This is a genomic window from Sphingobium sp. WCS2017Hpa-17, assembly GCF_031843765.1.
GTDB lineage: Bacteria > Pseudomonadota > Alphaproteobacteria > Sphingomonadales > Sphingomonadaceae > Sphingobium.
The window spans coordinates 88,418-114,591 of record NZ_JAVTIV010000005.1; the positions used below are offsets into that span (position 1 = coordinate 88,418).

At 63.8% G+C, this 26,174-nt stretch carries 24 protein-coding genes and 1 tRNA gene; 11 read left to right on the forward strand and 14 right to left on the reverse strand.

Annotation, left to right across the window (positions count from 1 at the left end; all coding sequences use genetic code 11):
- Nucleotides 1–119: 119 nt before the first annotated feature.
- The 3 genes from RQH62_RS10325 to RQH62_RS10335 are packed head-to-tail and all read right to left on the reverse strand — an operon-like array spanning nt 120 to nt 2,855.
- Nucleotides 120–1,361, reverse strand: a complete 1,242-nt coding sequence (locus tag RQH62_RS10325; RefSeq protein WP_311268671.1) for a cyclopropane-fatty-acyl-phospholipid synthase family protein — start codon at nt 1,359–1,361, stop codon at nt 120–122.
- Between the two features lie 31 nt (nt 1,362–1,392).
- Nucleotides 1,393–2,139, reverse strand: a complete 747-nt coding sequence (locus RQH62_RS10330; protein WP_311268672.1) for a molybdopterin-binding protein — start codon at nt 2,137–2,139, stop codon at nt 1,393–1,395.
- Nucleotides 2,136–2,855, reverse strand: coding sequence for a cytochrome b/b6 domain-containing protein (locus tag RQH62_RS10335; protein WP_311268673.1), 720 nt, complete (start codon nt 2,853–2,855; stop codon nt 2,136–2,138). Before RQH62_RS10335 ends, RQH62_RS10330 begins: the two co-directional genes overlap by 4 nt.
- Before the next feature lie 324 nt (nt 2,856–3,179).
- On the opposite strand from RQH62_RS10335, the gene RQH62_RS10340 reads away from it, so the two are divergent.
- Nucleotides 3,180–3,692 (forward strand): porin family protein, encoded by a 513-nt coding sequence (locus RQH62_RS10340; RefSeq protein ID WP_311268674.1) that lies wholly within the window; start codon nt 3,180–3,182, stop codon nt 3,690–3,692.
- Nucleotides 3,693–3,751: 59 nt separating this feature from the next.
- On the opposite strand, the gene RQH62_RS10345 is transcribed toward RQH62_RS10340, so the two are convergent.
- The 3 genes from RQH62_RS10345 to RQH62_RS10355 all read right to left on the reverse strand — a co-directional run bounded on the left by RQH62_RS10345 (nt 3,752) and on the right by RQH62_RS10355 (nt 6,068).
- Nucleotides 3,752–4,174, reverse strand: coding sequence for a hypothetical protein (locus tag RQH62_RS10345; RefSeq protein WP_311268675.1), 423 nt, complete (start codon nt 4,172–4,174; stop codon nt 3,752–3,754).
- 83 nt (nt 4,175–4,257) lie between these two features.
- On the reverse strand, nt 4,258–5,520 hold the full coding sequence (gene rlmN / locus RQH62_RS10350) for a 23S rRNA (adenine(2503)-C(2))-methyltransferase RlmN (protein WP_311268676.1): 1,263 nt from the start codon (nt 5,518–5,520) through the stop codon (nt 4,258–4,260).
- A 47-nt stretch (nt 5,521–5,567) separates the two neighbouring features.
- On the reverse strand, nt 5,568–6,068 hold the full coding sequence (locus tag RQH62_RS10355) for a hypothetical protein (RefSeq protein ID WP_311268677.1): 501 nt from the start codon (nt 6,066–6,068) through the stop codon (nt 5,568–5,570).
- Nucleotides 6,069–6,248: 180 nt separating this feature from the next.
- Between RQH62_RS10355 and dnaN the strand changes: the two genes are divergently transcribed.
- The 4 genes from dnaN (at nt 6,249) to RQH62_RS10375 (ending at nt 11,528) form a co-directional block, all read left to right on the forward strand.
- Nucleotides 6,249–7,361 carry a DNA polymerase III subunit beta gene (dnaN, locus tag RQH62_RS10360; RefSeq protein WP_311268678.1) on the forward strand — a complete coding sequence of 371 codons (1,113 nt, stop codon included), beginning with the start codon at nt 6,249–6,251 and terminating at the stop codon, nt 7,359–7,361.
- 84 nt (nt 7,362–7,445) lie between these two features.
- Entirely contained in the window at nt 7,446–10,061 is a 2,616-nt protein-coding gene (locus tag RQH62_RS10365) for an EAL domain-containing protein (protein WP_311268679.1), read from the forward strand.
- Between the two features lie 235 nt (nt 10,062–10,296).
- Entirely contained in the window at nt 10,297–11,127 is an 831-nt protein-coding gene (locus RQH62_RS10370; protein WP_311268680.1) for a 23S rRNA (adenine(2030)-N(6))-methyltransferase RlmJ, read from the forward strand.
- 80 nt (nt 11,128–11,207) lie between these two features.
- The gene (locus tag RQH62_RS10375) at nt 11,208–11,528 is read left to right on the forward strand and encodes a hypothetical protein (protein ID WP_311268681.1); all 321 of its coding nucleotides are present in this window, start codon (nt 11,208–11,210) and stop codon (nt 11,526–11,528) included.
- A 462-nt stretch (nt 11,529–11,990) separates the two neighbouring features.
- On the opposite strand, the gene RQH62_RS10380 is transcribed toward RQH62_RS10375, so the two are convergent.
- Nucleotides 11,991–12,497 (reverse strand): hypothetical protein, encoded by a 507-nt coding sequence (locus RQH62_RS10380; RefSeq protein ID WP_311268682.1) that lies wholly within the window; start codon nt 12,495–12,497, stop codon nt 11,991–11,993.
- A gap of 110 nt (nt 12,498–12,607) precedes the next feature.
- Between RQH62_RS10380 and RQH62_RS10385 the strand changes: the two genes are divergently transcribed.
- Nucleotides 12,608–13,021, forward strand: coding sequence for a VOC family protein (locus RQH62_RS10385; RefSeq protein ID WP_311268683.1), 414 nt, complete (start codon nt 12,608–12,610; stop codon nt 13,019–13,021).
- A complete protein-coding gene (locus RQH62_RS10390) occupies nt 13,018–13,548 on the forward strand; it encodes a peroxiredoxin (RefSeq protein WP_311268684.1) in 531 nt (176 codons plus the stop codon). The genes RQH62_RS10385 and RQH62_RS10390 overlap by 4 nt, the downstream gene beginning before the upstream one ends.
- Before the next feature lie 91 nt (nt 13,549–13,639).
- Here the strand turns inward: RQH62_RS10390 and RQH62_RS10395 are convergent, their stop codons facing one another.
- Together RQH62_RS10395 and RQH62_RS10400 are read right to left on the reverse strand one after the other, a co-directional pair.
- Nucleotides 13,640–14,542 carry a dienelactone hydrolase family protein gene (locus RQH62_RS10395; protein WP_311268685.1) on the reverse strand — a complete coding sequence of 301 codons (903 nt, stop codon included), beginning with the start codon at nt 14,540–14,542 and terminating at the stop codon, nt 13,640–13,642.
- A gap of 36 nt (nt 14,543–14,578) precedes the next feature.
- Nucleotides 14,579–15,001 (reverse strand): gamma-glutamylcyclotransferase family protein, encoded by a 423-nt coding sequence (locus RQH62_RS10400; RefSeq protein WP_311268686.1) that lies wholly within the window; start codon nt 14,999–15,001, stop codon nt 14,579–14,581.
- A 321-nt stretch (nt 15,002–15,322) separates the two neighbouring features.
- On the opposite strand from RQH62_RS10400, the gene RQH62_RS10405 reads away from it, so the two are divergent.
- Nucleotides 15,323–15,508 (forward strand): PspC domain-containing protein, encoded by a 186-nt coding sequence (locus RQH62_RS10405; RefSeq protein WP_311268687.1) that lies wholly within the window; start codon nt 15,323–15,325, stop codon nt 15,506–15,508.
- Between the two features lie 126 nt (nt 15,509–15,634).
- Here RQH62_RS10405 and RQH62_RS10410 read toward each other — a convergent pair whose 3' ends face one another.
- Nucleotides 15,635–15,784 carry a hypothetical protein gene (locus RQH62_RS10410; protein ID WP_311268688.1) on the reverse strand — a complete coding sequence of 50 codons (150 nt, stop codon included), beginning with the start codon at nt 15,782–15,784 and terminating at the stop codon, nt 15,635–15,637.
- Nucleotides 15,785–15,849: 65 nt separating this feature from the next.
- Complete coding sequence (locus RQH62_RS10415) at nt 15,850–16,590, reverse strand: DUF72 domain-containing protein (protein WP_311268689.1); 741 nt, start codon at nt 16,588–16,590, stop codon at nt 15,850–15,852.
- 117 nt (nt 16,591–16,707) lie between these two features.
- Between RQH62_RS10415 and RQH62_RS10420 the strand changes: the two genes are divergently transcribed.
- Nucleotides 16,708–16,944: a DUF2061 domain-containing protein gene (locus RQH62_RS10420; RefSeq protein WP_311268690.1), complete on the forward strand. Its 237-nt coding sequence runs from the start codon at nt 16,708–16,710 to the stop codon at nt 16,942–16,944.
- 36 nt (nt 16,945–16,980) lie between these two features.
- On the opposite strand, the gene RQH62_RS10425 is transcribed toward RQH62_RS10420, so the two are convergent.
- The 3 genes from RQH62_RS10425 to recJ form a co-directional block, all read right to left on the reverse strand.
- Nucleotides 16,981–17,649 (reverse strand): peptidylprolyl isomerase, encoded by a 669-nt coding sequence (locus RQH62_RS10425; RefSeq protein WP_311268691.1) that lies wholly within the window; start codon nt 17,647–17,649, stop codon nt 16,981–16,983.
- 81 nt (nt 17,650–17,730) lie between these two features.
- Nucleotides 17,731–17,805 (reverse strand) — tRNA-Glu (locus RQH62_RS10430).
- Between the two features lie 101 nt (nt 17,806–17,906).
- A complete protein-coding gene (recJ, locus tag RQH62_RS10435; RefSeq protein ID WP_311268692.1) occupies nt 17,907–19,673 on the reverse strand; it encodes a single-stranded-DNA-specific exonuclease RecJ in 1,767 nt (588 codons plus the stop codon).
- 139 nt (nt 19,674–19,812) lie between these two features.
- On the opposite strand from recJ, the gene RQH62_RS10440 reads away from it, so the two are divergent.
- The gene (locus RQH62_RS10440; RefSeq protein ID WP_311268693.1) at nt 19,813–21,939 is read left to right on the forward strand and encodes a BamA/TamA family outer membrane protein; all 2,127 of its coding nucleotides are present in this window, start codon (nt 19,813–19,815) and stop codon (nt 21,937–21,939) included.
- Complete coding sequence (locus RQH62_RS10445) at nt 21,939–26,159, forward strand: translocation/assembly module TamB domain-containing protein (protein WP_311268694.1); 4,221 nt, start codon at nt 21,939–21,941, stop codon at nt 26,157–26,159. The genes RQH62_RS10440 and RQH62_RS10445 overlap by 1 nt, the downstream gene beginning before the upstream one ends.
- Nucleotides 26,160–26,174 lie beyond the last annotated feature (15 nt).

The window sequence follows — 26,174 nt, forward strand, 5'->3', positions numbered from 1 at the left end:
AGGGGGTGGGAGCATGAAGAAGAGAATGAACCCGACCGACTGAACGGTCCGGGAATGGCGCTGTAATCGACCGTTCAGCCTGGAACGACGGAAGGATATTGTGTCGCGCCCAACTGTTTTCAGCGGCCGCGCAGGGCGGCTTCCGTCTCCTGCATATAGTCGCGGGTGATCGGCAGGGCGCGACGGTCGCGGGCGTACTGGACCTGGAAATTGACCATGCCGCCATGTTCGAACACGGTCGCCGCACCCGCCAGATAGAAGGTCCAGAGGCGGAAGAAGCGTTCGTCATAGAGGGCGACGATATCCGCCTTGTGCGCCATCGTCCGCTTGTACCATTCGCGCAGGGTGAGGCCGTAATGGACGCGGAGCACCTCCACATCGGTGACCATCAGCCGCGTGCCCTCACTGCCCGCCACCATTTCCGACAGGGCCGGGATATAGCCGCCGGGGAAGATATATTTGGTGGTGAAGGCGTCGGTGGTGCCCGGCCCGCCCATGCGGCCGATCGTATGAACCAGCATGACGCCATCGGGCGTCAGCAACTGGCGGCACTTGTCGAAGAAGGTGCGATAATCGGGTGTGCCGACATGTTCGAACATGCCGACCGACACGATCCTGTCGAACGGCCCGGTCATGTCGCGATAGTCAATCAGTTCGAAGCGGACATGGTCGGCGACCCCGGCGTCGATCGCCCGCTGCCGCGCGACCTTCAACTGCTCCTCCGACAGAGTGATGCCGGTCACGTCCATGCCACAGGTGCGGTGCAGGTACAGCGCCATGCCACCCCAGCCACAGCCGATGTCCAGCACCTTCATGCCCGGCTTCAGGTGCAGCTTGGCGGCGATATGCGCCTTCTTGTCCTCCTGCGCCTGTTCCAGGCTGATCCCGGCCTCATTATTCACATCGGGATAATAAGCGCAGCTATATTGGCGGTCGCGGTCGAGGAAGAGCGCGTAGAGCGCGCCCGACAGGTCATAATGATGGGCGACATTGGCCTTCGACCGGGCGCGATGGTTTGCGCGCCACAATTTCTGGCGCGCCACGCCGATGCCGCGCTTGAGCAGGCTCTTCGATTCGATCGACTTGCCCTGCTCCCACGGATTGTTGGCGCGAATCATGGAGATGAATTCCATGATGCCGCCGCCTTCTATGCCGACGCGGCCGTCGATCCAGGCTTCGGCCATGCCGAGGCGCGGGTCTTTCACGATGTCGAAAGGCACCCGGCCATCCTTGAACCGCAGCGCCAGATCGGGAAATTCGGGATCGGCCTGACCGACCGTGATCGTCTTGCCATTGGCATAATGGACGGTCACGCGGCCGCGCGTGACCAGCCGCTTGAGAACCAGTTCAAACAGTTTCATTAAGCCACCTTGTCATGTCGTTACGCCAGCGTCAAATACCGGCATACCAGTCATAATCGGCATGGTCTTCCCAAAAGCCGCCCTTACCCTTGCCGATTGTAGCCAGACTGTCCACTGCCTCTATCCCCATGAGATATTTGGCTTGTTTGTAACCCAATTGTCTTTCGACGCGGAGCCGCAACGGCGCGCCATTGGCCACGGAGAGCGGCCGGTCGTTGAGCGCGAAGGCCAATATGGTCTGGGGGTGAAAGGCATCGGCGAGGTCGATGCTTTCATAGTAGGGCCGCCCGCCGCCCATATCGTCGGCACAGCGGAAGACGATGTAGCGCGCCCGGCTTTTCAGCCCGGCGCCGTCGAGAATTGTTTTCAGAGGCACGCCGCGCCACTTGCCAATCGCGCTCCAACCTTCGACGCAATCATGGCGGGTGATCTGCTCGCGATGGGGCAGGCTGCGCAACTGCGCCAGCGAGAGCGACAGGTCGCGCGCGACAAGGCCCGTGACCTGTAGCCGCCAGTCGGCAAAGCCGCCGCGCCACAGCGCCTTATAGGCCGGCGTATCGGGATTGGCAGTGCCGTTGGCGCGGAAGATCGGAGAAATCTGATCCGGCCGGAACTCCCGCGCCAGCGCATCGGGCGCCATCAACCCGCGCTGCGCCCATTTGTGGAAATTCTCGGCGGAAAAAAGCGCCTCGCGAAAGCGCTCGTCGCGCGCCAGCCGATCGCAGCCCGCCAGCGTCGCGGTGGCGCCCAGCAGCAAGGTGCGGCGAGTGAGGATCATGGCCGGTCCTGCGACAGGCGATAGCGGCCGGTGATGATCGCCCGTATCTGATTCACCGGCCCGCTGAGCAGCACCATCAGGATATGGACGAGAAAGAAGGCGGCGAGCGCAAAGGCCGTGATGAAATGGATCGACCGGGCCGATTGCCGCCCGCCGAACAGGTCGACCAGCCATGGCCAGGCCGCATTCATGCCGGGCGACATGGTGAGGCCGGTCAGGATGATGAGCGGCAGTGCCACGAAGATCACGCCGACATAGCTCGCCTTTTGCAGCAGGCCATAGCGCAAGACGGCCTCCCCCGTCGGAAAGCGCAACCGGGCATGATCGCTTATGTCCTGCCACAGGTGCCGCAGCGTCAACTCCTCGCAGCGGAAGGCAAGGTCGCGGACGATGTGGCGGTTGGCAAGGCTCCAGATCATATAGGCGAGCAAGGTGAAGGCGAAGAGCGGCGCGGCGGCGAGGTGCCAGTGGCGCGACAGGGCCAGACTGTAATGGCCCGGCAGGGTGATCCAGCCGGGGAAGCGATCCAGTTCCAGCCAGCCATGATCGAAATTGGCGCCATATTGGCCCCAATAGAGCCGGGGATGCGCGTTGAAGATGCCAAGGCCACTGGTGAAGAGGATGTAGAGCAGCAGCGCGTTCAGCCCATGCCACAGGCGGGTGGAGAGGCGATGGCGCCGGACCATCCTGTCTGCGCTGTCGGCCGTGCTGCCCATGATGCGATCCTATCCGATTTTGCGCCGGGGTCCATCGGCGATGATGCCTATGGCGCGTCCATGGGCCAGATTGTCCGATGTAACCGTTTTGCAACACAAGTCCTGAAATTGATTGAAATAAAGGTCGAACCCCTTTGCAACTCAAACTTGCGATCCTAGATGGCAGTTGCGCGGTCGAGATGCGGACCGCGCTCTTGATCTCCCGATAATGGAGAGAAGAGTCGCAGGAGTTATTATGAGAATAAGTTCGTAATATCTTTGCATCGAACCTGAACGCCGGATGAATGTCTAAGTCTCGGCGACAAGATAAATATCGAGGACTTTATGAAGACTGTGATTTTCGCAGCCATTGCTGCTGCCACCGTTGTTTCGGCCCCTGCCTTCGCTCAGGACGCTGCGCCCTTCACCGGGCCGCGCGCGGGCATCACCGCGGGCTATGACAAGTTCGATGGCCGTGACGGCTTCACCTACGGCGTGACCGCCGGTTACGACCTGGCCGTCACCCCCGGTGTCACCTTCGGTCCTGAAGTGTCGTTCAGCGACACCACCACCAGCGCCGGCGCCGGTGCGGAAGTCAGCCGCGATCTGGCCGCTTCGGTCCGCCTCGGCTACACCCTGACCCCGCAGGTTCTTGCGTTCGGCAAGGTCGGCTATGCCAACACCCGCATCGACCTGGGCAACGGCGGCGCGTCGTTCGAAGGCGTGCGCTACGGCGGCGGTCTGGAATATTCGGTGACCCCGACCACCTACATCTCGGCTGAATATCAGCGCAGCGAATATGAAGCCAATATCGGCGGTCGCGACGTTGGCCTGGTCGGCGTCGGCTTCCGTTTCTGATCCCTCTCAAAACGATCAGATCTTAAGGAAGGGCGGTCCTGCAAAGGGCCGCCCTTTTCTTATGCTGGCAGCGGTTGCAGATCCGGTTCCACCCAACCGAGCCGAGCCGGCACGGCCATTAGCCGGTCGCGCGTCCAGTAGGTGAAGGGCCAGTCCTTGTTACCCAATGGCGAGGCCATCAACGCAACCAGCGCGTCGGCCGGGGCGATATCCGCCGACAAGCCAGCGAGAAGGTGGCGCGCCATATGCAGCGACGCCTGCGTGATCGTCTCATGATAGCCGCTGCTGTCGCTGTTCACGCCGCCCACGCTTTCATTATAGCGACGGATGAGGTCCGGCATGTCGCGTTCGGGCTGGATGTCCGGCCGCCGCAGGATTAGCCACAGCGCGGTGGCGAAATGCGCCTGATGCGTCCAGCGCTCCTTGGGCAGGGTGCAGGCGCAGAAACCCTCCGCCAGCACCTTCATCTCGTCATCGGTCATTCCCGTTCCCCCAAAAGAAAAGCCCCGCCGTTGCGGGCGGGGCTTATCGTGATGCGCATAAGGCGCACTTTATCGTCCCCGGATTATCCGAGTGCGGCTTGCTTCTCTTCGGCCAGACGCTTGATTTCCGCCTTGCTCTTCTTCTCGCTCGCGGATTTCAACTGACCGCAGGCGGCCATGATGTCGCGGCCACGCGGGGTGCGCACCGGCGCGCTGATGCCGCCTTCGAACACGATGCTGCTGAAAGCCCGGACGCGTTCGGGCGTCGAACATTCATAGTCGGTGCCGGGCCAGGGGTTGAACGGGATCAGGTTGACCTTGGCCGGCAGCTTATACTTGCGGATCAGGCGAACCAGTTCGCGCGCATCCTCATCGCTGTCATTCTTGTCACGGATCATCACATATTCGAAGGTGATGCGGCGTGCATTGCTGGCCTTGGGATAGTCGGCGCAGGCCTGAAGCAATTCCTCGATGCCATATTTGCGGTTGAGCGGGACCAGTTCGTCCCGCACTTCCTTGGTCACGGCATGGAGCGACACGGCCAGGTTGACGCCGATTTCCTCGCTCGCGCGGGCCATCATCGGGATGACGCCGGACGTGGACAGGGTGATGCGACGGCGCGAGAGGGCGAGGCCATCGCCATCCATCACGACCTTCAACGCATCGCGCACATGCTCGAAATTATAGAGCGGCTCGCCCATACCCATCATAACGATGTTGGTCAGCATCCGTCCGTCGGGCGAATATTGCGAGGCGTCCTCATCCTCGTCCGCATCATTGGCCGCACCCATATTGCCCTTGGGCCATTCGCCCAGCGCATCACGCGCCAGCATGACCTGACCCACGATTTCCCCCGGCGTCAGGTTGCGCACCAGCCGCATGGTGCCGGTGTGGCAGAAACTGCAATTCAAGGTGCAGCCGACCTGGCTGGACACGCAAAGCGTGCCGCGATCCGCATCGGGGATGAAGACCATTTCATAATCCTGCCCGTCGTCGGAGCGGAGCAGCCATTTGCGGGTGCCGTCCGACGACACCTGCGCCTCCACCACCTGCGGGCGGCCGACCACGAAGCGTTCGGCCAGCCAGCCGCGCATTGGCTTGGCCAGGTCGGTCATCGCCTCGAAATCCGTCTCGCCGCGATGATAGAGCCAGTGGAACAGCTGCTTGGAACGCAGCTTAGCGGCCTTCAGGTCGAGACCGGATTCCTCCAGCGCGCCCTTGATCTGCGGGCGCGACAGACCCATCAGGTCGATACGACCATCCTCCCGCGGCGTCACCGCGCGCGGCACGGGCACAGGATCAAGGGGGCCGGGAATCGGCATGAGCGGGCTGGCGGCTGATTGCATGGCCGCGCACATAGTCGATTTCCGCGGAATTTTAAAGGACTGTTACATCACCGCAGTCGGGCGCAACCCAGCGCCGCAGCGTCGATCGCCGTGGCGGCGCCGCGCAGCGCATAGCTGTCGGCAAAGCCGCGCCCGTCCGCGCCGACGGACGCCACACTCATGCTGCTGGCGGACCGCATCGCGGCGATGATCTGGGCGTCGCCGCGCGCGTCGGCGGCCCATGCGTCCATCTGCCCGGCGACCAGCGGGAAGCGCCGCTCGCCCACGGTCAGGATCACCGGGGACTTTTCCGCCAACGCCCGGCTCATGCGTACATGCAACTGTCCGCGCACCTTCTGCCGTGGCCAGGTGCCGACCGAGGCAAAGCCCTTCGAGAGCTGTCCACGGCGTGCGACCGGCTGGGCGATAGCGTAGCAGCGCGGTGTCGCGGGATCGCGAAAGGCGCCCCAGCTTTCGAAAATGCCCAATGAATCGCGGGCCATGGCCGGCGTTGCCACAAGCAGCAGGAGGGGCAGTAACGCCAGGGCGCTAGGGGTTGTGGGGCGCATGGTTGAGGCAAAGCCCAAGCCGTCCCCTTTTGCAACCCCGGCGGACGAACAACAGGCTAAAAGCGTGCATGCGACGCTTGCAGGAGGCGTTCGAGCGGCTATGAAGGAGCATCCATCATTGTCGCCGGGATTCGACCGAACCCCCGGCTATCGGCTTAAAAGAACGGACAGAACAGGGACATGAAGGCCACCATCGAACGCGCAACGCTCCTCAAGAGCCTGAGCCACGTCCAGTCGGTGGTCGAGCGCAGAAATACCATTCCCATCCTGTCCAACGTGCTGATCGAAGCGTCGGCCGATGGTGCGATCAAACTGATGGCGACCGACCTCGACCTTCAGATCGTCGAAAGCGTGTCGGCGCAGGTGGAACAGGCCGGCGCGACTACCATTTCCGCCCACACATTGTTCGACATCGCCCGCAAGCTGCCCGAAGGCAGCCAGGTGTCGCTGCACGCGGCCGAGGGCAAGATGCTGATTCAGGCCGGCCGTGCCCGGTTCAACCTGTCGACCCTGCCGCGCGACGATTTCCCGGTGATCGCCGAGGGCGACCTGCCGACGACGTTCGAACTGCCGGCCGAGACGCTGAAGCAGATCATCGACAAGACCCGCTTTGCGATCTCGACCGAAGAGACGCGCTATTATCTGAACGGCATCTATTTCCACGTCACCGACGACGACCAGCCGGTGCTGAAAGCCGCCGCGACCGACGGCCACCGCCTCGCCCGCGTTACCGTGACCCGTCCCGACGGCGCGGAAGGGATGCCGGGCATCATCATCCCGCGCAAATGCATCGGCGAACTGCGCAAGCTGCTGGACGAAGTCGACGGCTCGGTCGGCATCGCCCTGTCGGCCAGCAAGATCCGCTTTGGCCTCGGCAGCGCCATCCTGACCAGCAAGCTGATCGACGGCACCTTCCCCGATTATAGCCGCGTCATCCCGACCGCGAACGACAAGCTGCTCAAGATCGATCCGCGCAGCTTCGAGGATGGCGTCGACCGCGTCGCCACCATCGCCACGGAAAAGACCCGTGCCGTCAAGATGAGCCTGGACAAGGACAAGATCACCCTGTCCGTCACCAGCCCCGAAAATGGCACGGCGGCCGAAGAAGTGCCCGGCGCTTTTCAGGGCGAAGGCTTCGATATCGGCTTCAACGCGCGCTATCTGCTCGACATTCTTGGGCAGATAGACAGCGACCTGGTCGAACTGCATCTGGCCGACGCGGCGGCGCCGACGCTGATCCGCGAAAGCGATGCCAGCCCCGCGCTTTACGTCCTGATGCCGATGCGCGTGTGACCTGACCTTTGGTGCAGGTTACAGCCTGCACCAAAGCGGACCGGAGGTAATCCTCTGGCAAGGAGTTTGCGTTACGGGTGACACATGTCCCTGTTGCGCGCATCCCTCGACGATAATCCATCCCGTTCGATGACCTTGATGGTCGCGCTCGGCCTGTCCGAGAGCGGGACGGAGGTGTCGGCGTCCTGGATATCGGGCACATTCTTCCACATTGCGCGGCTGTGGCCGCTGATCCTGCTGACCAAGTTCAGCGTCGTCGCGCTGCTCAACCTCCCCTTCTATTCCGGCGAACCGCTCCAGATCGCGCTGATGGTCGCGATGCTGATGATTGACGGCACGTTGATGCTGTTGCCGCGTCGCAGCTGGTTCCGCCGTCTCATGCCGCATATCCAGAACTGGATGATGCTGCCGATGGTGTTCCTGTCGGGCCTGACCTTCAGCCTGTGGCTGGGCTATGAGGCCAAGGCGGCGACCGATGCGCTGTTTTTGGCGGCGGTGCCCGAACTGGCGGTCGCGCTGCTCGCTGTCTGCATCTTCGGCGACCGGCGGCTGCTCGGCATCAGCTATTTCCTCGGCGCGCTACTCGTGTCGGTGGTGGAAAAGGCCGGCATGGCGCAGGTCGGGCTGTTGTTCAGTTGCGTCATCGTCATGCTGGTGGCGACCCTGCGGCAGGCGACGGCCGACCGCGACCAGGCGATCGCCCGGCACCAGCAGGATCTGCGCGCGCAGCGCTCCGACCGCCTGTTGCAGGAGCATGAGCGGACCGGACGCGGCTGGTTCTGGGAAACAGACCGTCAGGGTTGCCTGACCTATATCAGCGACACGCTGGCCCAGTCCCTGTCCGTTTCAGCCGATACGCTGATCGGCAAGGCGATCACCGAGATCGTCCGGCCGGGCGACAAGAAACAGGGCGATGGCGAGCGCACGCTGGGCTTTCACCTGTCCGCGCGCACCGGCTTTGCCGACATTCCGGTCTGCGCCGCCATGGCGAAGGAGGAAGAGCGCTGGTGGTCTATTTCCGGCCAGCCGGTGTTCAACGAATATGGCCAGTTCCATGGTTTCCGTGGATCGGGCACCGACCTGACCGAAACCCGCCGCAATCAGGCGGAGGTGACGCGCCTTGCCCAGTTTGATTCGCTCACGGGCCTTGCCAACCGCATCCAGATGCTGCGGTCGCTGGAACAGGCCGTGGCCGATCGCCATGGCAAGCCGGGTGAATGCACGCTGATGATGCTGGACCTCGACCGGTTCAAGATCGTCAACGATACGCTGGGCCACCCCGCCGGCGACGCGCTGCTGCGGCAGGTCAGCCAGCGCCTCCAGCGCGTGGTCGGCGAAAAGGGGCTGGTCGGCCGTCAGGGCGGCGACGAGTTCAAGATCCTGCTCCCCGGCCGCCACGACCAGACCGTGCTCGCCCATCTGGCGCAGGCGATCATCAGCGCCGTATCGCAACCCTATACGGTCGAAGGCAATGCCGTGGTCATCGGCGTGTCGATCGGCCTGTCCGCCTGCCCGCAGGATGGCGTCACCGCAGACGCGCTGATCCGCAATGCCGACCTGGCGCTTTATGCCGCCAAGGGCGACGGGCGCGGCGTCCACCGCTTCTATTCGTCGGACATGCACGCCGACGCGGAAAATCGCCGGCAGCTGGAGGAGGATCTGCGCCGCGCACTCACCGACGACGGCCTGCACCTCGTCTACCAGCCTGTCGTGTCGTCCAAGACCGAGCAGATTACCGGCTATGAGGCACTGCTGCGCTGGAACCATCCGGTGCGCGGGCCGATCTCTCCTGCGCTGTTCATCCCGATCGCGGAGGATAGCGGCCTGATCGCCCAGATCGGCGAATGGGTGATGCGCACCGCCTGCCGCGATGCCGCGCAATGGCAGGACGGCATCCGCGTCGCCGTCAACGTGTCGCCGACGCAGTTCGCCAATCCCGGCTTCCCCTCGACGGTGATGAGCGCGCTCGCCGCGTCGCAGCTGGCCCCTGAGCGGCTGGAGCTGGAAATTACCGAAAGCGTCTTCCTGAACGACGATGATGGTACGGACGCGATGTTCAATCGCCTGAAGGCGATCGGCGTCCGGCTGGCGCTGGACGATTTCGGTACCGGCTATTCCTCGCTCGGCTATCTGAAGAAGGCGCCGTTCGACAAGATCAAGATCGACCAGAGCTTCGTGCGCGGCGCCGCGATCAAGGGCAATCGCAACAGCGCGATCATCAAGGCGATCGTCAGCCTGGCCGAGGCGCTGGGCATGGACACCACCGCCGAAGGAGCCGAGACGCAGGACGAACTGGCGCTGATCCGGCAGCTGGGGTGCAGCCATATTCAGGGCTATATCTATGGCCGGCCGATGCCTATGGCCGATGTGATGGCCACGCAGCAGCGCGTGGGTACGGCGGCCAGCGCCAATGGCTTCCAGTCCAGCCGCCCCGAACGCAAGACGATGCTGCGCACCATCGCGGTCCATCATGACGGCCATGTCTATACCGGCCGCGTCCGTAACATCTCCGCCACCGGCGCGCTGATCGAGGGGCTGTGGAACGTGCCGGTGGGCACCCTGTTCGCGATCGAGCTGGCCGAGAACCAGTTCGTCAACGCCACCAGCCGCTGGTCTAAAGACGACCGGATGGGCGTGGAATTCGCCGGCTCCATCGACATCAGTACGCTGCGCAACCCGCCACGCACCATGGTAGGGTAGAACACCGAGCGGGATCTGGTTTGGGTGGTTTCCTGCCATTCCCCTCCCGCTGGCAGGAGGGGCAGCGAGGCTTGGCGTTAGTTGGCGCTCGCGACGTCCAGCCCACTCCCGGGCCCCCTCCCGTAAATGGGAAGGGGAACAGGTCCACTCCTGGCCAATAGCGGTTCTGCCACAGCTTCGCTTTGCAGACGGTCTGATAGCCCGTAAAGGCAGGTCGTCAGGATTTTGAATCGCAATGAATTATCGCCACTCCTTCCATGCCGGCAATAGCGCCGATGTTGTGAAGCACAGCCTTTTGATCGCCTTGGTGCAGGCCCTGCAGCAGAAACCGGGCCCGCTGACTTTGATCGACACCCATGCAGGCTGCGGCCTGTACGATCTTGGCGGCGACGAAGCCCAACGCACCGGCGAAGCCATGCAGGGCGTGCTGCGGGCCTTTGCCGACCCGGCCCCCTTGCTGGACGACTATCGCGCCGCCGTGCAGGCGGTGAATGGGGGGAGCGAGCCGCGCCTTTACCCCGGCTCGCCGCGGTTTCTGGCCCAGCTTTTGCGCCCGCAGGATGTCCTGATTCTCAACGAAAAGCACCCACAAGACGCCTACACCCTGCGCGGCGTAATGCGGGACACTAACGCGGCCGTGCATGAACGCGATGCCTACGAACTGTGGCTGGCGATGGTGCCGCCTCGCACCGCGCGCGGCGTGGTGGTGGTCGACCCGCCCTATGAGCAGACGGACGAACGCGCGCGCATCACCGCTACCCTCGCCGCCGCGCATCGGAAATGGGCGCATGGCGTGACGGTGATCTGGTTTCCGCTGAAAGACCGCGCCACGCATTGGCAGTGGACGCAGCGGTTACGCAAGCTCGGCATCCCGAAATTCCTCCGGGTCGAGCATTGGCTCTATGATAGCGAGCAACCCGGCATATATAATGGCGCGGGCCTCTTCATCATCAATCCGCCCTATGCTTTCACGCAGGCACTGCCGCCGATGCTGGAATCTTTGCGCGCTGCGTTGGCACCCGAAGGCCATAGGGGCGAGATCATATGCGACTGGTTGGGCGGTTGAGATAAACCCTCATGAAGGCAGCGGGAAAAGCCTGCGATAGCGGGGATGAAGTCAAGCCGCCGACATGCTAAGGGCATGCCATGTTTCAAGCACCTGGCCGCAGCGGCACTGTCGAGATCGACGGTTTCAAATATGATTGGGAACTCCTGAGCGAGCCTCAACTATCCTCTTCCGATGGCTGGAAGGGCATGACTGTCTCCCTGCGTCAGCGAGATATGCCGCGCCAGGCCGTGCTGGAATTTCCGGCCCCCAAGCGCCTGATGAAAGGATTGCCGAAAGGGCGTTTGCATATCAACGATGCAATCGCTTCGCGCGGGGTGCGGGCAGCATTGGCGGCAGGATGGGAGCCGACGTCGCGAGGCAAACCCACGGTTTTCATGGTTGATGCCAACGGCGACTGACCAAGGGGGCGTATATCGCGCGCCCCCCCTACCGCCATCGCAGGGGTAAATTGAGCCGTCGGCATCGTGCCATTCGCCCCTCATGCCATCGGGAAGCGGTCGGTCCGTATCTGAGAGACGGAATTTCGGCGCCGACCGTCTGCAAAGGCCCGAAACCCCCCCGACTGCAAGCCATTCAACCCACTTCCAATGTAGGATAATGTCTGATCTATCCTTCGGGATGCAGCCATCGCTCCTCCACCACGCGATCGACTTTCTGCCCATCACGCGCCGGTGTCGCGTCCATGTGACCCTGCCGAAGGGCGGGCATGTAGGAAGGGAGGCGTCGGGAACGCGTTACGAGCGCCTTGCGCCAGCGTCGCGGACGCTTCCGGCGCAAAAACCGAGCGACACTGTGAACTTTGCCCTGTCGCGTCGTCATGACCCGCAACGGCCGTTACCGGTCCTCGCTCCAACAGCGCCTCAACAGCGTTTGCGTGTGACCGCCGTGCCGTCATTCACCACTGTCAATGCCTTGCCATCCTTCGACAGGCTGAGTGCCAGGGTGCGGGTCCAGCTCTGGCCCTCGCCGGTGAAGGCGGCCTCCACTGCCGCGCGACCATCCTTGTCCTGGGTCACGCTTTTGACCGTGCCGACGCTTTCGTGGAACAGCAACTGGTCGGGCATGACCGTCAGTTCCAGCGCTGCCGCTTTGTCACCGCAGCGCTCGGCCGCGCCCGCCCAGCGGCCCTGCATTGCGGCCGGGACCAGCCCGTCCGGCGCCGCAGCGGGTGTCGGCGCCGGACGGGCTGGTCCCGTTTCGACCGGTGTGATGCCGTTGGCGGGCGGCTCGGCCATGTTGGGCAGCGTCTGGTCCAATATATTGGTGACGACGCCCGGCTGGTCGTCCTGCTTCTCCGGCGTACGGTTGCAGGCGGTGACGATCAGCAGCAACGGCAGCATCAGCAGGGCAGAGGATGAGGTTCGCATGGGAGACAAACCGGCCAATCCCCCACCAGTTCCCGCCAGCGATTCCTCTCGCCCTTCCCTTGGCCCGCCACCATGCTAGGTTCTCCCGGTCCAAGAGAGGAGTCGATGCCATGCCGGTGCTGGGAATGGGGGGCCTGTTCTTCCGTGCGCGCGATCCCGATGCGCTGGCTGCCTGGTATCGCACGCATCTCAATGTCGGCGGCGGCTGCGTGGTTGATCCCGCCGACCAGCCCAATGAATGGATCTGGCAACCACGGGGCGGACCGATGGTCTTCGCCCCGTTCAAGGCGGACAGCGACTATTTCGCCGCTGACAAGGCCTTCATGCTGAATTTCCGCGTGTCCGATCTCGATTCGCTGCTGGCCCACTTGCGCGGCGCCGGCGTTGATATCATCACCAAGCCAGAATGGGACGATCCCGTCCTTGGCCGTTTTGCCCGCATTCACGATCCGGAGGGTAATGCGATCGAATTATGGGAACAGCCCGACCATCGCCCCGAAACGCCGCAAGGAACCCCGTCATGAAGCGCCTCTCCCTTCTCCTCGCCGCCACTGCCACGCTGATGTCCAGCAATGCCATGGCCGCACTCGCCATCGGCACCAAGGCGCCCGATTTCACCACGCGCGGCGCCCAGGCGGGCAAGACCTTCACGCTCACCTTGTCGCACCAGTTGAAGCGCGGCCCCGTGGTCCTCTATTTCTTCCCCAAGGCGTTCACGCCCGGCTGTTCGGCCGAAGCGCGTGAATTTGCGGAGAATATCGACAAGTTCAAGGCGGCCGGCGCCACCGTCATCGGCATGTCGGCCGATCCGGTCGACGATCTCGTCGCCTTCTCGACCAAGGAATGCGCGGGCAAGTTCGCCGTCGCCTCGGCCGGCCCGGCGATCGTGACGGGCTATGACGTTGCCTTGAAGATGCGGCCGGGCATGACCGATCGCACCTCCTATGTCATCGCCCCCTCGGGCCGCGTCGCCTTCGTCCATAGCGAAATGAACTATGCCGAGCATGTGAAGAGCACGCTGGCAGCCGTTCAGGCGATGAAGGGGAAATAAGAAGCGGGAAATAGCACAATCTCCGTTCGTCCTGAGCCTGTCGAAGGGCCTGTGGCCGTCCTTCGACAGGCTCAGGACGAACGGATGGTTTTCACTTTTTCACATAGGTGCCGAACCAGCCAAGCGTCGCATCCCACGCGGCCTTGGCGGCGGCCTCATTATAGCTGGGGCGATAATCGGCCATGAAGCCATGCTCTGCCCCGGCATGGACGGTGATGGCATCGGGTGGCGACTTGCCTGCCTTGGTCAGGGCCGCCCGCATCGCTTCCACGTCCGTCACCGGAATACCCTTGTCCAATGCGCCATATTGCCCCAGCACCGGCGCCTTGAGTTTCGTCACTTCCTCTATCGCGCTCAGTGGCTGCAATGCGGTCTTGTCGCTCACCAGCCGGCCATAATAAGCCACCCCGGCATCCAGTTGCGCACTGTGCGCGGCATAGAGCCAGACAATCCGCCCGCCCCAGCAAAAGCCGGTAATGCCCCGCTTCCTGCCATCGCCGCCATGGCTGCTGGCCCAGTCATAGACGGTGTCGATATCGGCCAGCACCTGTGCATCTGGTGCCTTCGACACGATGGTGCCGACGAGTTGCTTGAAGTCCGCAATCTTGGTCGCATCGCCATGGCGGGCGAACAGGTCCGGGGCGATGGCATAATAGCCCGCTCTGGCGAACCGGCGGCAGATATCGCGAATCCATTCATGCACGCCGAAAATCTCATGCACGACAACGATCACCGGCGCCGCCTTCCCACCTGCCGGCCGCGCCACGAATCCGGGCAAGGCAAAGCCATCATTGGCCGGGATGGTGACGCTCTCTTCGGTCAGCCCCTCCCCCGACGTCTGGACCGCACTGCTGACGACCGGACGGCAGGCAGCGGCAAAGCCCGCCGCGAAAGCGCCGCCCGCCAAGACATGACGGCGCTGGAGGCCAGTGCTGCGCACCCAGTTACGGTCCTCGGGCAGGCGCTGGGCATCATCGCTACGGTCGGTCGTCATCGGCGCATTTCCTTCTGCCATCCCCGGTGCCGCAGACTAGCCGTCCGCCGGCCGTGCGCAAGCAAGGAAGTCCCCGCCGACGATTGGTTCTAGCCCCTTCGCATCATGGGCATAGGCATAGATCCAGGCCGTGACTGGTCCATCCGTCGTCTGCACCACCGACAGGTCGCGGCGATATTCATGCGGAAGCGGATGATGGGCGGCTATTTCCTCATATTCGTCCAGCCGCGCCAGAATGGCGGTCACATCGGTCAACGCATACAGGTCGCCCTGCACCAACCCGACCGGCCCCGGCACCAGTCCGGGATAATCGGCGACACGATACAGGCGCCCGCCGATCGTGGCAGGCCCCAGCAGACGCGCCGCAGATCGCAACCAGCGCGCCATTGGCCCGTCAAAGCCTGCCCGCAAAGTACCGTAGACGAAGAGATAGGCGGGGCCGGTGACTGGGTCAGGCATATTTCACCAACATACGGCAGATTTTGCCAATGACAGGACTATTTACCAACCACCCATAGGCTGCAATCGCGCAAAACACACGCATTTCTGCCGAATGATAAAGTTGGCACGGCATCTGCAATCCCTGTGGACATCAAGGCCGGATGACCGGCCACACACAGCAGGGAGTATCCACCATGTCCATCGCCAAGATCCAGAACGCGGCTTTCGCCCTCGCCAGCGCGGTCATCGTTGCCAGCCTGTTCGTCAGCGCCGCCGTGCCCGTCGCGCCGATCGCCTGATCGTCGCCCCTACAGCCCCCATTATCGAAAGGCCCAAGTCATGAACAACAGTTTCACCCTCGACCGTCGCAATGGCAAGATCATGGGTGTATGCGCCGGGATCGCCAACCGCACCGGGCTGGACGTCACGCTGCTCCGCGTCGCGCTGGTACTGCTGACGCTCTGCGCGCTGGGCCCGATCGGCGTCGTGGCCTATCTGCTCGCCGGCTGGCTGGCGGAAGGATGAGGCGATCGCCATTGCCTATCGCAACAACAGCAAGTCGATATAAAGTAAAAGGCCGCCCTGGATTATCCCAGGAGCGGCCTTTTGGCACCCCGACCTGTCGGGATGAAGATCACGGGCGAACCGCGATCAGGCATAAAGCACCGAATAGAAGGTCAGCATCTGAACGCCGACCGCAACGGCCAGCACAGTGCCCTGAAACATCTGACGCATATTTTGCTCCATATTGACAAGACTCGATCCCCGATCTTCGGGGATGCGGGCCACTACGCCCGTCATATTCTTGTAACAATCGCAAAGCACGGCATGCCGATTGCATCAAACGCAACAGAGCAACAGGACTGTTACCCCAAAGCCACGATCATGGCGCGGGCGGCGGCGGGGTTGCGTTCCTTGGCTCCGCTGATGAAGAAACTGAACACATCACCCCGCGTCGCCTGCTCCCGCGCATGATCGGTCCAGCGGGCGATGTCGGCGATAGCGTAGCCGGCAGACTCTTCAGCCTGAGTCCGCATCAACCGATTATAGGCAAAGCCGACATCATAGCCGATGATGGCAGGATATTCTTCATGATCGGCAAACACCACCGCGGCTCCGGCATCCCGCGCCATGTCGAGAAAGGCAGGGCTGTCGAAGCTCTCATGTCGCACCTCCAACGCATGGCGGAGCGGCACACCATCGACGCTGACGGGTAACAGCTTCAGGAAAGCGCCGAAATCTTCGGCATCGAACTTTTTGGTGGCCATGAACTGCCACAGGATCGGCCCCAGCCGATCGCCCAGTTCGGCAATGCCCTGCTGCGTGAACTTTGCGATCGAATCGCCCGCCTCCGCCAACACCTTGCGATTCGTGGCATAGCGGGACGCCTTGACTGCGAACTGGAAACCGTCCGGCACTGCCTTCGCCCAGCCGGCGAAGGTAGCGGGCTTCTGGCTGCTATAATAGGTCGCATTGATCTCGGTCGCGGTCAGATGCTCGCCGACATAGGCCAGTTCGTCCTTCTGCCGCAGCCCTTGTGGATAGAAGCTGCCCCGCCACGGCTCATAGACCCAGCCGCCAATGCCCACCCTGATCCGTCCCGCCATGGTCGCTCTCCTTAGCCGGCGCTAACCTGATCGCTCCCACCGATCAGAGCCAGTGGAAAAAGCCGTTGGCAGTTATTGCGAACGATTCTTAGATAGATCGCAACAAGGAGACGCCCCATGTCGCTCGACCTGATCAAGACCGGCACCTATCTGTCCATTCACCTGACCGTCGGCTTCACCGTCGCTTACCTGATGACCGGATCGATCGCGCTGGCCGGTGGCATTGCCCTGATCGAGCCGGTCATCAATGCCGTCGCTTTCTTCTTCCACGAACAGGCGTGGAAGAAGATCCAGGCCCGCCCACCGCGCGAAGGCGCGCGGCAATGGGTGCGGGAGCGGGCGGTGTTCGCTTAAAGCTGTCCAACTCGCTGTCGCAATTGGCGGACCAGTTCACTTCGCCGGTTTGCGATTGAGGCCGATCAGCCAGGGCTTGACCCCGCGCGAGGGCTTGGGCGTACCGTCCAGACGCTTTGCGTGCAGGATGGTGATGGGCTTGACGATCATCTGCCCGCGCATCGGCCCGGAGCCGCAGCAGGTCGGCACGGCCAGTATCTTGCGCACCACATCCATGCCGCCCACGACATGGCCGAAGGCCGCATAGCCGATATAATCACCCCGCGCGTCCATGTTGGGCGTGGCGCCGATGGTGATGAAGAAATTGCCCATCGCGGAATTGGGGCGATTGGGCCGCGCCATCGACAGGGTAGCGTCAAGATGGAGGATGCCGGTCTGCGTCGTCGGCTCGTGCGGGATGGGCGGCAGCGATCGGCGGGCATCGGTGTCGATGCCGCCCTGAATCAGGCCATATTTGGGATCGCTCTTGCGCCGCGCCGCGCGGTAGAAGGTCACGCCATCGAACCGGCCATCATCGACATAGGTGAGGTAATTGGCCGAGGTGCGCGGCGCCCGCTTCTGGTCTACCGCGACGATGATCGTACCGACCGATGTTTCGATCGCCACGCGGGTGAAACCGGGCGTCGGCCGATTGGCGGGAAGGGCGAAGGCCGCGACCGGGGCAAGGCCGATCAGCAGGCAGAGCAGACGAAACAAGATGACCATTGGAGGCAGCCCTAGAGAGGGCGTCATCACCATGCAACCGGCTCTAGTGCCGGTCGCCATCTTCCTGACAATTAAAGGAAGTGGTGACCCCTACGGGAATCGAACCCGTGTTTCAGCCGTGAAAGGGCCGCGTCCTAACCGCTAGACGAAGGGGCCGTTCGTTGCTGCTGCCGTGGCAGCGCTGCGAAGCGAGGGCGCAATTAGGCGGGGACGGCGAAACGGTCAACCCCTTTTGCGCAAGAAAAATGCAATCTTTCTCAATCGGCCCAGGCGGCGTCCTCCAGATGCAGTTCGGCGGCGGGGCGGCTGCCCCAGTCGTCGATCTTCGCCTTGCCCGCGACCCATAATTTCCGGTCATAGGGCGCGGCCAGGATCGCCTGCCCCATGTCGCTTTCCGCTTTGCGGAAGGCGATGGTCTTGATCGAGCGACCATCCAGCCCTGCCATCACGGCACGCAAATGGCCATTGCCGACCACATCGGCCTTCACCACTCGCATCGGGCCAGCAGCGATCAGCGGCGCGGGCCAGCCGGCGCCATAGGGGCCGCCCTGCTCGATCGCGGCGACGAAGTCCGGGTTCACGCCGGCGGGCGCCAGCACCGCGTCGATCAGCAAGGCGCGATCGTCGCGCGCCTTGCTGACGGCGGCGGACAGGCGGTCGTCCAGATAGTCGGCGAGCGCGTCGATGCGGTCGGCCATGACTGTCAGGCCCGCCGCCATGGCATGGCCGCCGCCCGCGACCAGCAGGCCGCTATCCTTGGCCGCCATCACCGCCGCGCCAAGGTCCACGCCGGATATGGATCGGCCGGAGCCCTTGCCCACGCCGTCGTCGTCCACAGCGATGACGATGGCAGGCCGCCCGGCCTTTTCCTTGATGCGCCCCGCAACGATGCCGATGACGCCAGGATGCCAGCCCTGCCCCGATATGACGGCGACGGCACGATTGCCCTGCGCGGCGAGCAGTTCCTCCGCCTGTTCCTGCACCGTCGATTCGATGGCACGGCGTTCTTCATTATAGTGATCGAGCTGGGCGGCGATGCGCGCGGCCTCGTCCGGATCTTGTGTCGTCAGCAGGCGCACGCCCAGATCCGCCTGACCAACGCGGCCACCGGCGTTGATGCGCGGGCCAAGCGCGAAGCCGAGGTCGTGGCAGAGCGGTGCGCGGGTCAGGCGGCTGGCGTCGATCAGCGCGGCCAGGCCGACATTGTGCCGCTTCGCCATGACCTTCAGCCCCTGCGCCACGAAGGCGCGGTTGAGGCCGCGCAGCTGCGCCACGTCCGCCACGGTGCCGAGCGCCACGATGTCGAGCAGGTCGAGGATATTGGGCTTGGCCCGGCTGGCGAACCAGCCGCGCGCGTCGAGCGCTTTCAGGAGCCGCGCGCCCAGCAGGAAGGCTACGCCGACCGCCGCCAGATGGCCATGGACAGCGGCATCGGGATGTTCGTCCAGCCGGTTGGGGTTCACCAGCGCGAAGGCTTCGGGCAACTGGGTCGCGCATTTATGATGATCGACTACAACGACATCGACGCCGGTGGCCTTGGCCATCGACAGCGCCTCGAACGCCTGTGCGCCACAATCGACGGTGACGATCAGGGTCGCGCCCTCCCCCGCCAGCCGCACCAGCGCCTCGCCCGAGGGGCCATAGCCCTCCATCAGTCGATCGGGGATATAGGGTTTGGCATGCAAGCCAAGGTCGCGCAGCAGGCGGATGAGCAGCGCGGCGCTGGTCGCGCCATCGACGTCATAATCGCCGAAGATGCGCACATCCTCCTGCGCCTGGACCGCGTCGGCGATCCGTTCAGCCGCCGCATCCATGTCGCGAAACAGGCTGGGGTCGGGCATGAAGGCGCGGATGGTGGGGTTGCGGTGCGCGTCCAGCGCGTCGCGCGGGCAACCGCGCGCCAGCAGCAATTGCGTCACCAGATCGTCGGGCAGGTAGGACGGGTCGCGGGCATCCGCATTGCCGCCCCGCCAGCGCCAGGGCTGGCCGGAGAGGGAACGTGAAATATTGAGGGCAAATGTCATGCATCGGCTCTAGACTCCGCAACGTCATGAGGGAAGCACGGCAAATCATGTCGCGAACGGAACCGTCGCAACCCTTTGGGCGTATTGCCTCTTTGCGGGGCATGTGGAATGTCCGGCGCGAAAGGGGCATCGCGATTTCATGAACAGACGGCAGGCCTATCATGTCCGGCGCATATTGGCCGTGGCGCTGATGACGGCATCGCCGCTGCCGTTGATGGCGCAGAGCGCGACGCCCACCGTTCCGGCCGAGGCCGTGCAGAGCGAGGCCGAAGAGCCGATTCTGCCCGACGATCAATTCGAGGCGCGGCTGCCGAAAGTGCCCGGTGACGCGACGGCGACCGATCCCAACGCGCCCCTGCCCTCGATCGACAGCTGGATCGACCAGCAGATGCCGCAAGAGGCGGGCACGCCCACGGAATTGCCGCCGGCGATCGATCCGGCCGAGGAGCAGGAACTGGCCCAACCGCTGCCGCCGCTCGACAGCGTGACCGTGCCGGCCAATGTGGCGGCAAACCAGGACCCCAATGCCAAGCTGCCCGACGTGCGCTATGCCACCAGCATCGAAGGGTTCGGCAAGACGGGGCTGGAAGACGAGTTCCGCGGCGCCTCCGCACTGATCGACGGCAAGGGCAAGGCGGAAACCGCCGCCATGGTGCAGGCGCGGGCGCAGGAAGACGAGAAGTTGGCGACGCGCCTGCTCTATTCCGAAGGCTATTATGATGCGACGGCGCTCGCCAGCCTGGATCAGGCGGGTGACGGGACGCTGAAGGCCGTGATCTCCGTGACGCCGGGCAAGCGCTACAAGATCGGCAACATCGTCATCACCGCAGACCAGACCGTGCCGCCGAATCTGGTCCGCGACAGCCTGCCGTTGAAGAGCGGCGATTTCATCGTCGCGACTCTGGTGGAGAGCGCGGAAGCCAATGTGGCGCTGAAGCTGCCCGAAAATGGCTATCCCTTCGCCAAGGTCGGCGAACGCGACATATTGCTCGATCCTGCGACTGTGACGGGCGATTATACGCTGCCCGTTACGGTCGGCCCGCGCGGCACGTTCCGCAAGATCGTGACCTCCGGCGAGAAGCAGGCGTTTGGTGCCGATCATATGGAGGTCATCAAGCGCTACAAGCCCGGCCAGATCTATGACAGCCGCAAGGTCGATGACCTGCGCAAGGCGCTGGTGGCGACCGCGCTCTTCTCCAGCGTGTCGGTGGAGCCGGTGCAGACCGGGGAAGCCGGGCCGGACGGGACCGAATATGTCGACCTGATGGTCGAGCAGGAGGCCGGGCCGCCGCGCACTTTGGCAGGCGAAGCAGGCTATGGCACCGGACAGGGCTTCCGCGCGGAGGGGACATGGACCCACCGCAACATGTTCCGTCCCGAAGGTGCGCTGATCCTGGGCGCGATCGCTGGGACGCAGGAACAGGGCGCGTCGGCGACCTTCCGCCGGTCCAATGCCGGCAAGCGGGACAAGACATTCCAGACCGGGATCACGCTCAACCACCAGAATTACGATGCCTATGAGGCCTTTACCGCCGGCCTGAATGTCGGCTGGTCGCGGCAATCGACGCCGATCTTCCAGAAGCGCTGGACCTACAGCTATGGTGCGGAAGTCCTGCTGACCAACGAACAGGTGGTGACCAACCTGCTGACGGCGGACAAGACGCGGCGCACCTATTTCATCGGCGGCCTGCCGGTGCAGATCGGCTATGACCGGTCGAACGATCTGCTCAACCCGACCAAGGGATTCCGCGCCAATGTGCGCGCCGAACCGGAAGGGTCGTTGCAGGGCAATTTCTCCCCCTATCTGCGCGCCAGTTTCGACCTGACCGGCTATTATCCTGTGTCGGACAGCCTGGTCATCGCCGGCCGGGCGAAGGTCGGCACGATCAGCGGTGTCAGCCGCGACGATGTCGCGCCATCGCGGCGCATCTATGCCGGTGGCGGCGGATCGGTGCGTGGTTTTGGCTATCAGGAACTGGGGCCGAAGGACGCGAACAACGATCCGGTCGGTGGCCGATCCGTCAATGAATTCGCGGTCGAGGGCCGCTATCGCTTCGGCAATTATGGCGTCGTCGCCTTTGTCGATGCGGGTCAGGTCTATGAAAGCTCCATGCCCAAATTCAAAGACATGCGCTATGGCGTCGGTATAGGCGGCCGCTTCTACACCAATTTCGGCCCGTTCCGCGCGGACATCGCCATGCCGATCAACCGGCAGCCCGGCGAATCCAAATTCGCTCTCTATATCGGCATCGGGCAGGCATTCTGATGGCGCAGGACGACACCCCCACCACGGCGCCCGAAGCGACCGAAACCCTGGTCATCCGCGAGAGGCGGCCCTTGTGGCAGAAGATCGCGATAGGCGCGGTCGGTCTGGTCGTGGCGCTGGTGGTTCTGGTCGCAGGCCTGCTGCTGGGCCTCAACACCCAGCCGGGCAAGAAATTCCTGATCCAGCAGATAGCCGCGCTCCAGATGGAATCGGGCATGAAGATCGAGGTCGGCCGGATCGACGGGTCGATCTATAGCGACATGACGATCCATGACCTGGTGCTGCGCGACCCCAAGGGCGTGTTCGCGGTCAGCCCCAAGGTGCATGTGATCTGGCGGCCGTTCCGCTACATCAACAACCATATCTCGGTCAGCCTGCTGGAAACGCCGCTGGTCGTGCTGGCGCGCAGCCCGCAGTTCAATGTCGTGGCAAGCGATCCCAACGCACCGATCCTGCCGGATCTGGATATCGACGTCGACCGGATGAAGATCGGCAAGTTCGTGCTGGCCAAGCCGGTCATCGGCCAGAAGCGCGAGATTGCGATCGACGGCGTCACCCACATTTCGGATGGCCGCGCCATCCTGTCGGCCGATGCGATCGTCGACAGCGGCGACCGGTTGCAGGCGAAGCTGGACGCGGTGCCGGAACAGAATCGCCTTTCCATGAGCGGCACGCTGACCGCGCCCAAGGGTGGCGTCATTGCCGCCATGTCCGGCCTGACCGACGGCATGACAGCGACGCTGGACGGCAAGGGCACATGGCAGGCGTGGGACGGCAGGATCGTCGCGACGTCGCCCAAGGGCGAGTTGGCCAACATCATGCTGGCGGCGCGTGATGGTAATTTCACCGCCAAGGGACCGGTGCGGCCTGGGTTGGTCTTTGCCGGCACGGTCGACCGGCTGACGGCGCCGCAACTGGACGTCGACCTGTTCGCCGGGCTGAACGAGCGGCGGGTGAACATTAAGGGGACGCTGCGGTCGCCGGCGATGAGCGCCGATGCGCAAGGCCTGATCGATCTGGGCAAAAGCCAGTTCAGTGCGCTCAAGATCAACGCCGCGCTGCTGACGCCCGGCGCGATCATGGACAAGGTCAAGGGGCGCGATGTCCGCGCTTCCATCATCCTCGACGGACCGATGGCGACGCCGTTCATCGACTATGACATCACGGCCAAGAGCATCGCTTTCGACGCGACCGGGATCGAGAATCTGAAGGCCAGCGGCCGGGCGGTGATCGACGCGGATCGTATTCGCATCCCGGTCAACGCCACCGCGACGCGGGTGACAGGCCTTAACGCGGCGGCAGGCGGCCTGCTCCAGAATCTACGCGTGAAGGGCGATTTCGCCTATGCAGCGGGCAAGCTGATCAGCGACAATCTGAAGATCGACAGCGACAAGGTGGATGCCACCGCGATCGTGCTGGCCGACCTGGACAACGCCATCTATCGCGGCGCGCTCAAAGGCCGGGTCAATGATTACAAGATCGACGGCGTCGGCATCGTCAACCTCAACACCGACGTCGAACTGATCCCCGGACCCAAGGGCGGCTTCGGACTGGGCGGGCGCTTCGGCGTGCGGACCGCACGCTGGGAGAACGCCTCCGTCCGCGATTTCCTGGGCGGCAATGCGGTCATGTCCGGCCGGATCGGCATGACGCCGGAGGGCAAGTTCACGCTCGCCGGCCTGAAGGGTGCGGCCCCCAATTTCACCATAAATTCGGGTTCCGGCAGTTATGACACGGACGGGCAGGTCGCGTTCGACGCCACCGCTTCGTCGAAACAATATGGGCCGCTGGCGCTGACGGTGCGCGGGACGATGGAACGGCCGCAGGCGGTGTTGCGCGCGACGCGGCCCAATGTCGGCGTGCAATTGACCGATGTGGTCGCGAAGCTGAATGGCGAGGCGGCCGGTTATCGGCTGGAAGCGACAGGCGGGTCGCCTTATGGTCCTTTCTTCGCCAATGTGCTGATCCGCACGGCGCAGGGGCCGTTGACCATCGACGTCACCAAGGCGCGCTTTGCCGGGGTCGATATGAACGGCCGAATCCAGCAGAGCGCCGCTGGCCCCTTCACCGGGCAGCTGGCGCTGAACGGCTCCGGCATCAATGGCGCGGTCAAGCTGGCAGCAGTGGGCAAGGTGCAGGGCGTCGACGTCAACGCCACCGCCAGCAACGCCAAATTGCCGGGTGAGGCCGATGTGGTGATCGGCCGGGCGATCGTGACCGCGTCCATCCTGCTGACCGATCAGCCGCAGATCAAGGCCGACGCCCAAATCGCCAATGCCGCCTATGGCGACTATGTCGTGCGCAAGGCGCGGGCGCGGCTCGACTACCAAGGCGGACGGGGACGTGCGCAGATGGTCGCCGACGGGTCGAGCGGCGTGCCATTCTCCATCGCGGTCAATGCGGCGTTGCGCCCCGACCTTTATGCCGTGGTGTTGCAAGGCAAGGCCGCCAATGTCGATTTCAAGCTGGCGCAGCCGGCGATCATCCGCACCGATGCGGGCGGTTACAGGCTGGAGCCGGTGACGCTGGTGTTGCCGCAGGGCAAGGTCGACCTGGCCGGTCGCTTTGGCGACACGACCAGCGCGCAGGCGCGGTTCAAGGATTTCGACCTCGCCATCGTCAACATGATGGCGCCGGGCATGGGCATTGGTGGCCGGATGACCGGGACGCTGGATTATGCGCAGAAGGGCAGCGCCTTCCCCACTGCGACGACGCGGCTGGCGATCAATGATTTCCGCCGGTCCAGCCTGACCGCCGTGTCCGATCCGGTGTCGATGAGCGTCGAGGGCAAGCTGTCCTCGGCCGGCGGTGACCTGCGCGGCCTGATCCGCGAGGGCAGCAGCACGCTGGGCCGCTTTACCGCCACGCTGGCACCGCCGGGCGCGGGCGCGAGCTGGGCAGAGCAGTTGCAGAATGCACCGTTGGGCGGTGGCATCCGCTATGCCGGGCCGGCCGATGTGCTCTTCTCCTTCGCCGGGATGGCGGACCAGCAGTTGACCGGCGGGCTGGCGGTTGCGGCCGATTTCAGTGGGCGGCTTGCCGACCCGCGCCTCAACGGCGTGGTGCGGGCCAATGCGCTGACTTATGAGAATGAGACGTTCGGCACGCGGGTTACCCAGATGAAGCTGGATGGCCGCTTCACCAACGATCATCTGGAGATTCGCGACTTTTCCGGCCGGGCCGGCGACGGCACGGTGCAGGCATCGGGCAATGTCGGGCTGGCGGCGGACAGCGGTTTCCCGATGGATATCGCGGTGAAGCTCAACCGGGCGCGGCTGGCGCGCAGCGAGGCGATCACCAGCGTGGTCAGCGGGACGCTCAATATCACCAACAGCGCGGCCAATGGCGGCCTGATCAAGGGAGACCTGAACCTGCCCGAGACGCGCTATCGCGTCGCATGGCAGGGTGGCACGGAGATCCGGCAGCTGACGGGCGTGCGGCGCAAGGGTGATGGCTCCGATCCGCTGGCCGAGCGGCTGGCGGCGCGCAAGGCTGCGAGCAAGCCGGCCGACTGGAAGCTGGACATCCGGGTGCGGGCCGACAACGAGATTTATGTGACCGGCATGGGGCTTGATTCCGAATGGAAGACCAATATGCGCGTCACCGGCACCACCGCCAATCCGCGCGTGGTCGGCAAGATCGAATCGCTGCGGGGCCGCTACAGCTTCTCAGGCCATCAGTTCGACCTGGAACAGGGTGTCATCACCTTCAACGGGCCGATGCTGAACCCGATCCTGCAAATCAAGGCGCAGACGCGGATCGACACGGTGACGGCGGGCATCCAGGTGACGGGATCGGCGCAGCAGCCCGACATCGCCTTCATCTCCACACCCACTTTGCCGCAAGACGAAATTCTGTCGCGCATATTGTTCGGGGACAATGTGGCGAATCTGTCGCCGATGCAGGCGGTACAGCTTGCGGCAGCGCTCAATGGCCTGCGCGGTGGCAGCGGCGGCTTGAACCCGATGGGCAAGTTGCAGGGCGCGTCGGGGCTTGACCGGATCGGTATCGTCGGCGGCGACGAGACGACCGGACGCGGCACGTCACTGGCAGTCGGTCAGCATATCTCCAACAATATCTATGTGGAGGTGATCACCGATTCGAAGGGCTTCACCGCCACCCAGCTGGAGATCGCGCTGTCCAAGACGTTGAGCCTGTTGTCGAAGACCGGCACCAATGCCGGATCCTCGGCGAACCTGCGTTATTCGAAGGACTATTGAGGCGGGAGGAAGAGA

Excerpts from the sequence above, each read along its gene's own strand:
- RQH62_RS10325 (WP_311268671.1), bottom strand. The coding sequence starts at position 1,361 with ATGAAACTGTTTGAACTGGTTCTCAAGCGGCTGGTCACGCGCGGCCGC.
- rlmN (WP_311268676.1), bottom strand. The coding sequence starts at position 5,520 with ATGCAATCAGCCGCCAGCCCGCTCATGCCGATTCCCGGCCCCCTTGAT.
- RQH62_RS10365 (WP_311268679.1), top strand. The coding sequence starts at position 7,446 with ATGTCCCTGTTGCGCGCATCCCTCGACGATAATCCATCCCGTTCGATG.
- RQH62_RS10330 (WP_311268672.1), bottom strand. The coding sequence starts at position 2,139 with ATGATCCTCACTCGCCGCACCTTGCTGCTGGGCGCCACCGCGACGCTG.
- RQH62_RS10370 (WP_311268680.1), top strand. The coding sequence starts at position 10,297 with ATGAATTATCGCCACTCCTTCCATGCCGGCAATAGCGCCGATGTTGTG.
- RQH62_RS10345 (WP_311268675.1), bottom strand. The coding sequence starts at position 4,174 with ATGACCGATGACGAGATGAAGGTGCTGGCGGAGGGTTTCTGCGCCTGC.
- RQH62_RS10335 (WP_311268673.1), bottom strand. The coding sequence starts at position 2,855 with ATGGGCAGCACGGCCGACAGCGCAGACAGGATGGTCCGGCGCCATCGC.
- RQH62_RS10400 (WP_311268686.1), bottom strand. The coding sequence starts at position 15,001 with ATGCCTGACCCAGTCACCGGCCCCGCCTATCTCTTCGTCTACGGTACT.
- RQH62_RS10440 (WP_311268693.1), top strand. The coding sequence starts at position 19,813 with ATGAACAGACGGCAGGCCTATCATGTCCGGCGCATATTGGCCGTGGCG.
- RQH62_RS10445 (WP_311268694.1), top strand. The coding sequence starts at position 21,939 with ATGGCGCAGGACGACACCCCCACCACGGCGCCCGAAGCGACCGAAACC.
- RQH62_RS10420 (WP_311268690.1), top strand. The coding sequence starts at position 16,708 with ATGTCGCTCGACCTGATCAAGACCGGCACCTATCTGTCCATTCACCTG.
- RQH62_RS10385 (WP_311268683.1), top strand. The coding sequence starts at position 12,608 with ATGCCGGTGCTGGGAATGGGGGGCCTGTTCTTCCGTGCGCGCGATCCC.
- RQH62_RS10425 (WP_311268691.1), bottom strand. The coding sequence starts at position 17,649 with ATGGTCATCTTGTTTCGTCTGCTCTGCCTGCTGATCGGCCTTGCCCCG.
- RQH62_RS10395 (WP_311268685.1), bottom strand. The coding sequence starts at position 14,542 with ATGACGACCGACCGTAGCGATGATGCCCAGCGCCTGCCCGAGGACCGT.
- dnaN (WP_311268678.1), top strand. The coding sequence starts at position 6,249 with ATGAAGGCCACCATCGAACGCGCAACGCTCCTCAAGAGCCTGAGCCAC.
- RQH62_RS10340 (WP_311268674.1), top strand. The coding sequence starts at position 3,180 with ATGAAGACTGTGATTTTCGCAGCCATTGCTGCTGCCACCGTTGTTTCG.
- recJ (WP_311268692.1), bottom strand. The coding sequence starts at position 19,673 with ATGACATTTGCCCTCAATATTTCACGTTCCCTCTCCGGCCAGCCCTGG.
- RQH62_RS10410 (WP_311268688.1), bottom strand. The coding sequence starts at position 15,784 with ATGACGGGCGTAGTGGCCCGCATCCCCGAAGATCGGGGATCGAGTCTT.
- RQH62_RS10375 (WP_311268681.1), top strand. The coding sequence starts at position 11,208 with ATGTTTCAAGCACCTGGCCGCAGCGGCACTGTCGAGATCGACGGTTTC.
- RQH62_RS10415 (WP_311268689.1), bottom strand. The coding sequence starts at position 16,590 with ATGGCGGGACGGATCAGGGTGGGCATTGGCGGCTGGGTCTATGAGCCG.
- RQH62_RS10380 (WP_311268682.1), bottom strand. The coding sequence starts at position 12,497 with ATGCGAACCTCATCCTCTGCCCTGCTGATGCTGCCGTTGCTGCTGATC.
- RQH62_RS10405 (WP_311268687.1), top strand. The coding sequence starts at position 15,323 with ATGAACAACAGTTTCACCCTCGACCGTCGCAATGGCAAGATCATGGGT.
- RQH62_RS10355 (WP_311268677.1), bottom strand. The coding sequence starts at position 6,068 with ATGCGCCCCACAACCCCTAGCGCCCTGGCGTTACTGCCCCTCCTGCTG.
- RQH62_RS10390 (WP_311268684.1), top strand. The coding sequence starts at position 13,018 with ATGAAGCGCCTCTCCCTTCTCCTCGCCGCCACTGCCACGCTGATGTCC.